The organism is Curtobacterium sp. MCSS17_011 (assembly GCF_003224275.1).
Classification (GTDB): domain Bacteria; phylum Actinomycetota; class Actinomycetes; order Actinomycetales; family Microbacteriaceae; genus Curtobacterium.
In genome coordinates this window covers 164,189-175,398 of sequence record NZ_QKLE01000004.1, presented here as the reverse complement: position 1 = coordinate 175,398, position 11,210 = coordinate 164,189, and the positions used below count along the sequence as shown (strand labels likewise).

The following is an 11,210-nucleotide window of genomic DNA, read 5'->3' as shown; positions in this document are numbered from 1 at the left end:
GTGTCGGCCATGATCGGCACACTCGACGTCGTCGTCCTGGACTGCCCGGACACCCGCGCCCTCGCCCGCTTCTACGCCGAGCTGCTCGGCGGGGAGATCGTGGGCTTCGACGAGGACTGGGCGGAACTCGCCCTCCCGTTCACCGACCACCGTCCGATCCTGGCGTTCCAGCAGGTCGACGACTACCGGGCGCCGGACTGGCCGGGGCAGACGGTCCCGCAGCAGAGCCACCTCGACGTGAAGGTCGACGACCTGGACGACGGCGAGGCCGCGGTGCTCGCGATCGGTGCGACGGCGACGGGGTCGGGCACGGAGACGTTCCGTGTCTACCTCGACCCCGCGGGCCACCCGTTCTGCCTCATCCGGCCGTCGGACTGACCGGTTCGGTCGCCAGACCCTCGACCACGGTCACGTTCGGCAGCGCGGTGAGCGCGGCACCGGGCAGGAACAGCTTCGCGGCGCGCCGCCCGGCGCCGATGACCACCTCGGGGGCGTCGAGGACGCGCGCGTCGATGTAGAGCGGCCACGACGCCGGCAGTCCGATCGGGGTGATGCCGCCGTACTCCATGCCGGTCAGCTCGACCGCTTCGTCCATCGGGGCGAAGCTCGCCTTGCGGACGTCGAGCAGCTGCTTCACGACCCGGTTGACGTCGAGCTTGGTCGATGCCAGGACGACGCAGGCGGCGTAGCGGACCTCGTCGCCGCGCTTCCCCGCGACGACGATGCAGTTGGCGCCGCCGGCCAGCGGGTAGCCGTACGCCTCCGAGAACGCGGCGGTGTCAGCGAGGTCGGCGTCGATCGGGGCCCCCTCGATCTTCATGACGACCTCGGTCGGCAACGCGACGAGGGCTTCGGCGACGGGGATCGCGAGGAATCCGGTGGCGACCAGGGCGGGAACACGTTCGAGCGTCGGCATGGCTCCACCGTAGGGAAGCGATCCCGCACGAGGGTGGAGCCATGACCGAACTCCGGGCGATCGACGTCGACCAGTGGCCCCGCCGGGAGCACTTCGAGCACTACCGGCGCCGGGTGCCGTGCGCGTACGAGGTGACCGTCGAGCTCGACGTCACCGCCTTCGTCGAGCGCGTCCGAGCGACCGGCCGTCGGACCTACGCGTCGCAGCTCTGGGCCATCGCGACCGTGGTGAACCGGCACGACGAGTTCCGGATGCAGCTGCTGGACGACGGCTCCCCCGCCGTGTGGGACCGTGTCCACCCGATGTTCACCGTGTTCCACCTGGACACCGAGACGTTCTCCGCCCTGGTGGTGCCGTACGACGACGACTTCGGCGCCTTCCACGACGCTGCGGTGTCAACGATGGCGCAGTACCGGGACGACACCCGGATGTTCCCGCAGGACGACCGGCCCGGCAACGTCTTCGACGTCTCGACCCTGCCGGGAGCGTCGTTCACCGGCTTCTCGTTGCAGGTGCGCGACGGCTGGGACCACCTGCTGCCGATCATCACGCTCGGCGGGTACCGGACCACTGGCGACCGGACGCTGCTGCCGCTGGCGTTGCACGTCGACCACGCGGCTGCCGACGGCTTCCACACGACCCGGCTGCTGCGCGAGCTCGAAGAACTCTTCGCCGACCCTGGCTGGCTCGGCTGACCCCAGCGTCTCGGTCGGAGTAGAACGGCGCCCATGACGAACGCAGTGGTGCACGTCGAAGTCATCGGCCCCGACCCGGACCGGTTGCGGGCCTTCTACGCCGCGCTCTTCGGCTGGGACTCCCCCGCAGGTGCCCCGGTGGCCGCAGCCGTCTCCGAACAGTCGTCGTACTCGTTCCTCGACCCGGTGGCGGGTGCCGGACCGGTCGCGGGCGGAATCGGCGGCGGCCCGGGGTTCGCTGCCCACGCGGTGTTCTACGTCGGGGTCGACGACGTCGCTGCGGCGCTCGAGCGGGTGGAGGAGCTCGGCGGCACCGCGGTCCTGCCGCCGCAACGGAACGAGGGCGGCGGCGTGACGGTCGGCCACTTCCACGACCCGGCGGGCAACCTGGTCGGGGTGGCAGGGCCCGGCTGACGCCACCCGCCGTTCCCCCGCATCTCCTACGCTGACCCCATGACGTCGCAGTCGGAGTCCCTCGCCCGCAAACGCATCGGGCTCGTCGGTGCGGGCGGCATCTCCGTCGCCCACCTGCCCGGGCTGCTCCGCCTGGGCGACGTCGTGGTGCACGCTCGCGAGGGCGCCCACGAACTCGTCGCCGCGTTCACCGACACCGCCCGGGCCGAGGGCAGCACGATCACCGTCGCCGACAGCCTCGACGAACTCCTCGCCGGGGTCGACGTCGTCGACGTGGTGGTCCCGACGCACGCCCACGCCCAGGTCGTCCGTGCGGCGATCGCGGCCGGCAAGGACGTCGTCTCCGAGAAACCCCTGGCCCGGACCGACGCGGACGCGGCGGACCTGGCGGCCCGCGCTGCGGACGCAGGCGTGCAGCTCTACCCGGCCCAGGTGGTGCGCTGGTTCCCCGCGTACGCGCGCCTGCACGAGGCCGCGACCACGGGCCTCCTGGGCGACCTGGCGGTGTTGCGGTTCTCGCGGTCCGGCGCCTTCCCCACCCACGTCCCCTGGTTCGGCGACCGCGCGCTGTCGGGCGGGATCGTGATGGACCAGATGATCCACGACCTCGACATCGCACGCTGGGTGGCGGGCGAGGTGACCCGGGTGTCGGCGGTGAGCGTCCGCGCGGGTTCCGAGGCGGAGCCGGTCGAGGCGGCGCACGTCCTGCTCACGCACGAGTCGGGTGCGATCAGCCACGTCGCCGGGCTGTGGGGGCCGCAGCACCTCGCCTTCACGACCGAGTACTCGGTGACGGGGACGCTCGGCAGCCTGTCGCACTCGTCCCGGGCAGAGGAGGACACCCGGAGCGACCTCGCGGCACCGGCTTCCGTGGACGGCTTCCTGCCGTCGGTGGACCCGGCGGACGACCCGTACGCGCTGGAGCTCGCCGACTTCCTCGCCGCGTTCGACGGTGGCGCACTGCCCCGGGTCAGCGTGGACGACGGCGTCGCTGCGGTGCGGATCGCGAACGCGGCGATCGCCTCGATCGAGTCCGGCCAGCCGGTGGAGGTGTCGCGGTGACGCTCCGGGTCGGGGTGCTCTCCTTCGCCCACACGCACGCCATCAGCTACCTCGGCGCCCTGGCGGCGATGCCCGACGTCGAGGTACGCGGCACGGACCCGGGCGGGGTGTCCACGGGTACGAACCTCGGCGACCTGCGCGGAGCCGAACTGGCACACGCGCTCGGCGCCGGGTACTCGGACTCCGTCGACGAGCTGCTCGCCTGGGGGCCGGACGCGGTGGTCGTCACGAGCGAGAACGCCCGGCACCGCGAGTTCGTCGAGCTCGCGGCGGCAGCAGGGGCACACGTGCTCTGCGAGAAGCCGCTCGCGACCTCGTGGCAGGACGGCCTCGCGATCCGCGATGCGGTGGGCCGCGCCGGGGTGCTGCTGATGATGGCGTTCCCGGTGCGCTTCGCCTCGGCGTTCGACCGGCTGCGCGCGACGCGGGACTCGGGCGCACTCGGCACGGTGTTCTCGGTGCGGGGCGCGAACAACGGCATGCTCCCGCTCGCTCGCGACTGGTTCACCGACGTCCGGCTGAGCGGTGGTGGCGCCCTCGTCGACCACGTCGTGCACGTCGCCGACCTGATCGACGGGCTGACGGGCGCCGCGCCGGTGTCCGTCACCGCGGTCGCCAACCGGGTGCTGCACGCCGACCGCGCCAACGCCGAGACCGCGGGCCTGGTGACCATCACGTACGACGACGGCACGATCGCCGCGATCGACTGCTCGTGGAGCCGACCGGACACGTCGCCGGTGTGGGGCGGGCTGACACTCGACGTGGCCGCGACGGGCGGCACGGTGTCGGTGGACTTCTTCGGGGCGGCTGCTCGCGGGCTCGACGTGGTCGGCGGCCGGCCGATCGAGCTCCGGTACGGGCCCGACCACGACCTGCCGATGCTCCGGACGTTCCTGGCGGCCGTGGCGTCCGGTGAGCAGCCGCAGCCGGACATCGGGGTCGGACTCCGGACGCTGTCGATCGTGCTAGCGGCGCAGGAGTCGGTGCGGACGGGCAGGACGGTTCCGGTGCAGGTCACGGACTGAGCCCAGCGCCGCACCGCACGCCGCCGCATGCACAGCGCACCCGTCCTGGACCGCACCCGCCCTGCGCCGCACCGCCCCGCGCTACGCTCGTCCCGATGCGCGCAACCGTGCGGGACGTGGCCGCCCTCGCCGGGGTGTCCCCGAAGACCGTCTCCAACGTCGTCAACGGCGGCGTGGTCGTGCGCCCGGAGACCCGCGAACGCGTCGAGCGCGCGGTCGCCGAGCTCGACTACGTGCCGAACCTGTCCGCCCGCGGGCTGCGGAACGGCCGTTCCGGCGCGATCGCGTTGACGCTGCCGGAGATGGGCAGCGCCTACTCCGCCGAGCTCGCGCAGTCCTTCGTGGAACTCGCCCGCGAACGCGGCTGGGTCGTGCAGCTCGAGCAGACCGGCAACGACCCCGCCCGCGAACGTGAACTGGTCTCCCGTGCCCGGGCACACCTGGTGGACGGGCTGATCCTCAACCCGGTCTCGCTCAGCGCGAGCGTCCTGGCCTCGACCGAGGGGCTGCCGCCGACGGTCGTCATCGGCGAGGTCGAGCCCGAGCACGTCGACCAGGTGCACGTCGACAGCCGCGCGGCGGCCGAGCAGGTCACCGAACACCTCATCGCCCACGGGCACCGGCGCATCGCGGTCGTCGGGGCGTCACCCGAGGGCGCCGCGACGGCGACGAGCGAGCTCCGCGAACGCGGGTACACCGCGGCACTCACCGCCGCCGGCATCACGCCCGACCCGTCGCTGCGAGTCCCGCTGCCGGCGTGGACCACGAGTTCCGCGGCGACGACCTTCGCGGCGTGGCTCGACGAGCACCCCCTGCCCGACGCCGTCTTCGCGTTCACCGACTCGATCGCGTTCGGGGTGCTGCACGTGCTCGCCGCCCGCGGCGTCCGGGTGCCCGAGCAGGTCAGCGTCTTCGGGTTCGACGACGTCGACGGCGCCGCGTACGCGATCCCGTCGCTCAGCACGGTGTCGTTCGACCGTCGGGCGTTCGCGACGGCAGCGCTCGACCTGCTGACCCGTCGGATCGCGGACCGCGGTGCAGCGCCTGAGACGGTCGTCGTGCCGCACCGGATCGTCGAGCGGGCGAGCGTCGCCGACCGGTGAGCGCGTCTGGCCGACTCTCGGCCCGGCGGACAGTTCGCGCCCCCGGAAGCCCGAGAGCTGCCCGTCAGGCCGAGTCTCGGCCGCCCGGGTCCGCCGCCGCCAGCACCGCCGACCGCGTCCGCGCATCGCCGAGGATCCGGAAGTGCCCGCCCACCGGCAGCCGCACGTTCGTCGCGCCCCGGAGCTCACTGCCCTCCGGGATGAGGGTGTCGAACACCCCGTACACCGAGGTGATCCGCGCGTTCGCGTCGAGTTCCCGCGCCAGCCCGGCCAGCACCGGGTCGGCCGCCCGGAACGCCCGCAGGTGCGGCACCGGCGCGAGCCGCGCGTAGACCGAGCCCGCGAAGGGCGTCGACACCGCGACCATCCGGTCGATCCGCTCGTGCCGGTCGAGCTGCGTCATCGCGTACTTCCCGATCAGTCCGCCCTTGCTGTGTGCGAGCACGAGCACGTTCCGCAGGTTCTGCTCCTCCAGGTACGCCACCACCTCGCGCGCCGAGTCGGGCACGGGCCGCAGGTTGTGCCGCAGGACCGGCAGCACGTGCACCGGGTGTCCCCGGTCGTGCAGAGCGTCCATCAGCGGCCGCATGAAGTGCCAGGTCTCGTAGACGCCGGGGACCACGACGACGGGCTGCCCGGCGCCGGTCCGGTAGTCGTCCGCGGTGGTCGGGCCGAGGCTCCGGACCTGCCACCTCGCCGCGTACCCCCAATCGAGTGCGGCCCACCACGCGCGTCGCACCAGCGGAACACGGCCTGGAGGCCCGGATCGCGCCGTCCGTGCCGCCTCCGCCTCCGTCCCCGACGTGGCCGGCCGGGTCACCGCAGCCCCTCCAGGCGCTCGGCGCTGCGGAACGTCTCGAGGAGGCGTGCGAAGGCGTCCGGCTGCCGTTCCTGCACGTGGTGCGGGCCGGCCAGTTCCACGAAGGTGCCGTTCGGCGCAGCGGCCGCGACCCGAGCCGACCAGTCGTGCCGCGCGATCGGGTCCTGGGTGCCGCGGACGACGAGGACGGGCTGCGTCACCTCGGTGATCGTCCGCTCGGTCGGGTAGCGGAGCATCGGCCCGAGCTCACGCGTGTACTGCCGCATGCTCCGCACGTAGTCGGTGACCAGGACGGCGTTCATCCGGACGCCCTCGACGAACCCGTCGCGGCCCAGGTCGAGCGCCTGCAGCGGGAGCGATCGCCGCTCGGAGTCGATCACCGGACCGACGAGCACGATCGCCGCGACGGTCTCCGGGTGGCGCCGGGCGGACTCGACCACGACCTGGGCACCCATCGACTGCCCGACGAGCACCAGGTCGCCGTCGACCAGGTGGCGGACGGCCCGCACGACGACGTCGCCGAGCTCCTCGATCGACAGCCGTCGACCGGCTGCGGGCAGCCAGCCGAACCCCGGCAGGTCGACGCTGATCGTGCGGTGCTCGGCGGCGACGGCGCGCTGCGACCGAGCGAAGGACCGGTGGGACATCCCGATGCCGTGGACGAACACGACGGTGGGGTCGGTGTCGTCGCGGACCGGTTGCCGCGACGCCATCGCGTGCAGGCGCACGGGCAACCCGTCGATCCGGACGGTCTCCACAGCAGCGCGCACGAGCCGAGGCTACGCGGCGGTTCGCAGCACCGGGTCAGCCTCGTCATCGGCTCCCCATAGCCGGGCCGTGTGGAGTGCTGGCATGAGCGACACCACTCCCACCAACGGCCACGAACCGGACGGCTCCGACCCGGCGAACCGGGCGACGACGCCGACCGGCTGGGGCACCGCCCCGACCCCGACGTCGACCTCCACGCTCGACGGCCCCGCGCCACAACAACAACAGCAGCAGCAGCAGTACCGTGCGGACGCCGGACCCCGGACCCCGGGCGCCTGGGACTCCACCGCCCCGAACGGCACCACCCCCTGGTACGGAGCCGGAACCACGACCAACCGCCGCAGCACAGGTCCGAAGCCCCCGTGGTTCTGGCCGCTGCTCGCCGCGATCGTCGGGCTCGCCGCACTGCTCGTCGGCGGTGGCGTCGGGTTCGCCATCGGCCACGCGATCGGTGCGGACCGGACGCAGTCGACGACCCAGGTGCCCGGCACGAACCGGTTCCCGGGCAACGGCACCGGGCAGGCCCCCGGGTACGGCTCCGGCAGCAGCGACGGGAGCAGCAGCGACGGCACGAGCGACGGCAGCAGCACCGACGGCACCGGGAGCTGACCGGCGGGTACGATCCGTCCCATGCGGAAGACCACTGCCGGTCTGTTCACGTCGGTCGACGGCGTCGTGCAGGACCCCTACGAGTTCCAGTACGACAGCTTCGACGACGAGCTCGGTGCGGCGATGGGCGCCTGGATGGCCCGGACCGACACCGTGCTGCTCGGGCGGAACAGCTACCTGGAGTGGTCCGAGTGGTGGCCCGCCCACGCGGACGACCCGTTCGGGCAGTGGATCAACCCGATCGAGAAGCACGTGGCCTCCACCACGCTCGGCGACGACCTGACCTGGCAGAACAGCACGCGGATCCCGGGCGACGTCCCCGCGTTCGTCCGCGGACTGCAGCAGCGCGAGGGGGCAGACATCGCCGTCTGCGGCAGTGTCACGCTCGTCCGCAGCCTGCTGTTCGCCGGGGTCCTCGACGAACTGCAGCTCATGATCCATCCGGCGATCGCCGGCCGTGGCCGGCGACTGTTCGAACCGACCGACCCGCCCACGCGCCTGCGTCTGGTCGACAGCACCGTGACGAGCAAGGGGAACGTGCTGAACACCTACGGGCGGTTCGACGCCTGACGGACGCACCACGGGCCTCCCGGCCCAGCCCGTCATGCGCCCCGGCAAACCGCGCGTACCCTCGTGGGTGACCACACGCACCCGAGGAACACCGGAGCAAGCATGACCCAGGACACCCGCCCGCACGTCGTCATCGTCGGCGGTGGATTCGCCGGTGTGGCCGCCATGCGCGAACTCGCCGACGCGCCGGTCCGGGTGACCCTGGTCGACCGCCACGTCTACAACATGTTCCAGCCCCTGATGTACCAGGTGGCGACGGGCGGCCTGAACGCCGGCGACGTGACGTACTTCCTGCGCTCGCTCCGGGCCCGCCAGTCGAACGCCGAGTTCCGTCACGGCCTGCTCACCGGCATCCGCACCGACGAGCGCATCGCCGAGATGTCCGACGGCGAGCACCTGCACTACGACTACCTGATCCTCGCCAACGGCGTGAACACGAGCTACTTCGGCACCCCCGGTGCGTACGAGTACGCCTACTCGATGTACTCGCGCTCGCAGGCGCTCCGCATCCGCGACGAGCTGTTCACCCGGCTCGAAGAAGCGGCGGCGAACCAGGGCCCCGACGAGATCCGCATCGTGATCGTCGGTGGCGGTGCGACGGGCGTCGAGATGGCCGGCGCGCTCGCCGAGCTCCGCGACCAGGCCCTGGTCGGCGCGTACCCGGAGATCGAACGCGGCAACATCTCGATCACCCTCGTGCACCGGAGCGGCGAGCTGCTCAAGCCGTTCGCCCCGCGCCTGCGCCGCTACGCCGCCAAGGTACTGCGGAAGCGCGGTGTCGTGCTGCGACTGAACACCGGCGTCTCCGAGGTGAAGCGCGACGGCGTGATGACCGCCGACGGCGAGTTCATCCCCGCGTCGCAGGTGATCTGGGCGACCGGTGTCGCCGCCCACAAGGAGGTCTCGGGGTGGGGCCTGCCGCAGACCCACGGTGGCCGCATCCAGGTGAACGACGACCTGAGCGTGAAGGGCGCCGAGCGGATCTTCTCCGCCGGCGACATCGCCGCGCAGGACGACGCCCTCGCCCAGCTCGCCCAGCCCGCACTGCAGGGCGGACGGCACTCGGCGCGGCAGATCGTGCGCCTGCTCGAGGGCAAGGCCACCGAGCGCTTCAAGTACTTCGACAAGGGCACCATGGCGACGATCGGCACGAACGCCGCGGTCGCACAGCTGCGCGGCGGGATCACGATGGTCGGCCCGGTCGCCTGGCTCGCCTGGGTGTTCGTGCACATCACGAGCCTGCTCGGTGCCGGCAACCGGATGTCGACCCTGACGCACTTCTTCGTCCGCTACGTCTGGTTCATGCGGAAGCGCTCGATCCCGATCGTCGGCGACGTGCGCCCGGTGCGCCCCAACGGCGACCGCGAGCCGGACCCCTGGCAGTTGCAGAAGGCCGAGTAGCCGCCGAGGTCGCTCGCACGCTCGCTTCGTGAGCAGGAACGGTCGGGTCCGCACGTCGGACCCGACCGTTCCTGCTCACGATGGGCGTGCGGTGGACGCGGGGCGCGACAGCCTGGAGGTGCGGTGCGGGCCGGCCACGGGCCTCCCGGCCGACGCGTGGTGCGCGGGGCTGGCGCCGACGCGTGGCCGGGACCGTGGGACCGGCCGACGCGGAACGACCATGTCGCTGTCGTACGACGTCAGCCGGCCGACGCCACCCGGACGTCGAAGTACGCGCCGGCGGCGATGTCCTGGAGCAGCCCCGGACCGGTGGGCCGCCAGTCGAGCAGCTCGCGCGTGGCCTCGGACGTGGCGGACATGTCCATGCCGAAGAACGACGCAATGAACCCGAAGTGCGCGGGCGCGTCCGCGGGGTCGATCGAGGCGACGGGAAGCCCGAGGCCCTCGCCGATGGCTTCGGCGATCGCCCGGGTGGGGATGCCGGTCTCCGCCACGGCGTGCATCCGCGTGTCCGCCGGTGCCTGCTCGAGGCCGAGCCGCACGAGCCGGGCGGCATCGGTGACGTGCACGGCGGCCCAGCGGTTCGTGCCCTCGCCGATGTACGCGGAGACCCCGTGCTGCCGGGCGGTGGCGACGATGTACGCGACGAACCCGTGGTCCCCCGGGCCGTGTGTGGTGGGGCTGAAGCGTGCTGCGACAGCGCGGACGCGCTGCTCCACGAAGTCGAAGCCGCGGTTCTCGCCGCCACCGCGCGGAGCGTCCGGACCGACGAAGGGGTTGGGGTCGGCCTCGGTCGCCGGACGCCCTAAGGCGAGCCCGGCGACCCCGGCGGCGAACACGAACGGACGATCGCTGCCGGCGAGCGCTGCGCCGATCGTCTCGATGGATGCACGTTCAGCGGCGTCGGACACCGCCGGGTTCGCGAAGTCGTGCTTGTTGGCGAGGTGCAGGACGCCCTCGGACTCGGCCGCACCACGGTGGATGACGTCCAGGTCGTCGAGGTCGCCGCGGAGCACCCCGACGCCCTTCGCCGCGAGTGCCGCGGCCGAGGCGTCGGAGCGAGCGAGGCCCGTGACGACGTGACCGGCGGTGAGCAGGTCGTCGACGGTGTGTGAGCCGATCCAGCCGGAGGCCCCGGTGACGAACACGTGCATGAGCGTTCCCTTCCGCAGTGTCCACAACCCGATGTCATGAACTGACATCACCGTAGCACTCGATGTCAGCCACTGTCATCAGTAGACTGCGGGGATGGTTCGTTGGCAACCCGGCACCCGCGCGCGACTCCAGGCGGTCGCCCTGCAGCTGTTCGCCGAGCAGGGGTACGACCGCACGACGGTGGCCGAGATCGCGGCGGCGGCCGAGGTCACCGAGCGCACCTTCTTCCGGCACTTCGCCGACAAGCCCGAGGTGCTGTTCGCGGGACAGGACGGATTCCTCGCCATGTTCGTCGACCCGGTCACCGCCGCTCCCCAGGGCACCGCGCCGTTCGAGCTGATCCGCCTCGCGCTGGACGCCAGCGCCGACTTCTTCCCCGAGGACCGTCGGGGGTGGTCGCGTGCGCGCCAGCACGTGATCGACGCGAACGCGGCCCTGGGCGAGCGGGAACTCGGCAAGCTCGCCACCCTGAAGGCCCGCCTCGGCGAGGTCCTGCGTGAGCGAGCGGTGCCGGAGCCGATCGCGACGATGGCCGCCGAGGCCGCGGTCACCGTGTTCCACCTGTCGTTCGCCCAGTGGATCGCACCCGACGAGGACCGCCCCTTCGCCGCGATCGCGCACGAGCGACTCGATGCCCTGACGAGCCTGGTGCACCCCGCTCGTTGAGACTCC

14 protein-coding genes are annotated in these 11,210 nt (G+C 72.4%); 10 read left to right on the top strand and 4 right to left on the bottom strand.

The features are described from left to right. The first annotated feature begins 9 nt into the window (after positions 1–9). Entirely contained in the window at positions 10–378 is a 369-nt protein-coding gene (locus tag DEJ17_RS04695; protein WP_071246991.1) for a VOC family protein, read from the top strand. Here DEJ17_RS04695 and DEJ17_RS04690 read toward each other — a convergent pair. Beyond that, positions 359–916: a YbaK/EbsC family protein gene (locus tag DEJ17_RS04690; protein WP_110892288.1), complete on the bottom strand. Its 558-nt coding sequence runs from the start codon at positions 914–916 to the stop codon at positions 359–361. The two genes, DEJ17_RS04695 and DEJ17_RS04690, sit on opposite strands and share 20 nt — an antisense overlap. A gap of 41 nt (positions 917–957) precedes the next feature. On the opposite strand from DEJ17_RS04690, the gene DEJ17_RS04685 reads away from it, so the two are divergent. The 5 genes from DEJ17_RS04685 (at position 958) to DEJ17_RS04665 (ending at position 5,215) form a co-directional block, all read left to right on the top strand. Continuing rightward, a complete protein-coding gene (locus tag DEJ17_RS04685) occupies positions 958–1,611 on the top strand; it encodes a CatA-like O-acetyltransferase (protein WP_110892287.1) in 654 nt (217 codons plus the stop codon). A 33-nt stretch (positions 1,612–1,644) separates the two neighbouring features. Beyond that, the gene (locus DEJ17_RS04680) at positions 1,645–2,025 is read left to right on the top strand and encodes a VOC family protein (RefSeq protein ID WP_110892286.1); all 381 of its coding nucleotides are present in this window, start codon (positions 1,645–1,647) and stop codon (positions 2,023–2,025) included. Between the two features lie 39 nt (positions 2,026–2,064). After that, positions 2,065–3,087: a Gfo/Idh/MocA family protein gene (locus DEJ17_RS04675; protein ID WP_110892285.1), complete on the top strand. Its 1,023-nt coding sequence runs from the start codon at positions 2,065–2,067 to the stop codon at positions 3,085–3,087. Beyond that, positions 3,084–4,112 (top strand): Gfo/Idh/MocA family protein, encoded by a 1,029-nt coding sequence (locus DEJ17_RS04670; RefSeq protein WP_110892284.1) that lies wholly within the window; start codon positions 3,084–3,086, stop codon positions 4,110–4,112. Before DEJ17_RS04675 ends, DEJ17_RS04670 begins: the two co-directional genes overlap by 4 nt. Before the next feature lie 95 nt (positions 4,113–4,207). After that, positions 4,208–5,215 (top strand): LacI family DNA-binding transcriptional regulator, encoded by a 1,008-nt coding sequence (locus tag DEJ17_RS04665; RefSeq protein ID WP_110892283.1) that lies wholly within the window; start codon positions 4,208–4,210, stop codon positions 5,213–5,215. Positions 5,216–5,279: 64 nt separating this feature from the next. On the opposite strand, the gene DEJ17_RS04660 is transcribed toward DEJ17_RS04665, so the two are convergent. Next, positions 5,280–5,954 carry a triacylglycerol lipase gene (locus tag DEJ17_RS04660; RefSeq protein WP_110892282.1) on the bottom strand — a complete coding sequence of 225 codons (675 nt, stop codon included), beginning with the start codon at positions 5,952–5,954 and terminating at the stop codon, positions 5,280–5,282. A gap of 77 nt (positions 5,955–6,031) precedes the next feature. Then, positions 6,032–6,805, bottom strand: a complete 774-nt coding sequence (locus DEJ17_RS04655; RefSeq protein WP_146239626.1) for an alpha/beta fold hydrolase — start codon at positions 6,803–6,805, stop codon at positions 6,032–6,034. Between the two features lie 82 nt (positions 6,806–6,887). On the opposite strand from DEJ17_RS04655, the gene DEJ17_RS04650 reads away from it, so the two are divergent. The 3 genes from DEJ17_RS04650 (at position 6,888) to DEJ17_RS04640 (ending at position 9,383) form a co-directional block, all read left to right on the top strand. Next, the gene (locus DEJ17_RS04650) at positions 6,888–7,412 is read left to right on the top strand and encodes a hypothetical protein (RefSeq protein ID WP_110892280.1); all 525 of its coding nucleotides are present in this window, start codon (positions 6,888–6,890) and stop codon (positions 7,410–7,412) included. Between the two features lie 21 nt (positions 7,413–7,433). After that, the gene (locus tag DEJ17_RS04645; RefSeq protein ID WP_110892279.1) at positions 7,434–7,982 is read left to right on the top strand and encodes a dihydrofolate reductase family protein; all 549 of its coding nucleotides are present in this window, start codon (positions 7,434–7,436) and stop codon (positions 7,980–7,982) included. 102 nt (positions 7,983–8,084) lie between these two features. Continuing rightward, positions 8,085–9,383 (top strand): NAD(P)/FAD-dependent oxidoreductase, encoded by a 1,299-nt coding sequence (locus DEJ17_RS04640; RefSeq protein WP_071406544.1) that lies wholly within the window; start codon positions 8,085–8,087, stop codon positions 9,381–9,383. Between the two features lie 239 nt (positions 9,384–9,622). Here the strand turns inward: DEJ17_RS04640 and DEJ17_RS04635 are convergent, their stop codons facing one another. Further along, the gene (locus DEJ17_RS04635; protein ID WP_110892278.1) at positions 9,623–10,537 is read right to left on the bottom strand and encodes an SDR family oxidoreductase; all 915 of its coding nucleotides are present in this window, start codon (positions 10,535–10,537) and stop codon (positions 9,623–9,625) included. A 94-nt stretch (positions 10,538–10,631) separates the two neighbouring features. Here DEJ17_RS04635 and DEJ17_RS04630 point away from each other — a divergent pair, with 94 nt between their 5' ends. Then, positions 10,632–11,204, top strand: coding sequence for a TetR/AcrR family transcriptional regulator (locus DEJ17_RS04630; RefSeq protein ID WP_110892277.1), 573 nt, complete (start codon positions 10,632–10,634; stop codon positions 11,202–11,204). Positions 11,205–11,210: the final 6 nt, after the last annotated feature.

Coding starts and splice junctions, on each gene's coding strand:
- DEJ17_RS04695 (WP_071246991.1), top strand. CDS start 10: ATGATCGGCACACTCGACGTCGTCGTCCTGGACTGCCCGGACACCCGC.
- DEJ17_RS04675 (WP_110892285.1), top strand. CDS start 2,065: ATGACGTCGCAGTCGGAGTCCCTCGCCCGCAAACGCATCGGGCTCGTC.
- DEJ17_RS04665 (WP_110892283.1), top strand. CDS start 4,208: ATGCGCGCAACCGTGCGGGACGTGGCCGCCCTCGCCGGGGTGTCCCCG.
- DEJ17_RS04640 (WP_071406544.1), top strand. CDS start 8,085: ATGACCCAGGACACCCGCCCGCACGTCGTCATCGTCGGCGGTGGATTC.
- DEJ17_RS04635 (WP_110892278.1), bottom strand. CDS start 10,537: ATGCACGTGTTCGTCACCGGGGCCTCCGGCTGGATCGGCTCACACACC.
- DEJ17_RS04630 (WP_110892277.1), top strand. CDS start 10,632: ATGGTTCGTTGGCAACCCGGCACCCGCGCGCGACTCCAGGCGGTCGCC.
- DEJ17_RS04645 (WP_110892279.1), top strand. CDS start 7,434: ATGCGGAAGACCACTGCCGGTCTGTTCACGTCGGTCGACGGCGTCGTG.
- DEJ17_RS04690 (WP_110892288.1), bottom strand. CDS start 916: ATGCCGACGCTCGAACGTGTTCCCGCCCTGGTCGCCACCGGATTCCTC.
- DEJ17_RS04680 (WP_110892286.1), top strand. CDS start 1,645: ATGACGAACGCAGTGGTGCACGTCGAAGTCATCGGCCCCGACCCGGAC.
- DEJ17_RS04685 (WP_110892287.1), top strand. CDS start 958: ATGACCGAACTCCGGGCGATCGACGTCGACCAGTGGCCCCGCCGGGAG.
- DEJ17_RS04650 (WP_110892280.1), top strand. CDS start 6,888: ATGAGCGACACCACTCCCACCAACGGCCACGAACCGGACGGCTCCGAC.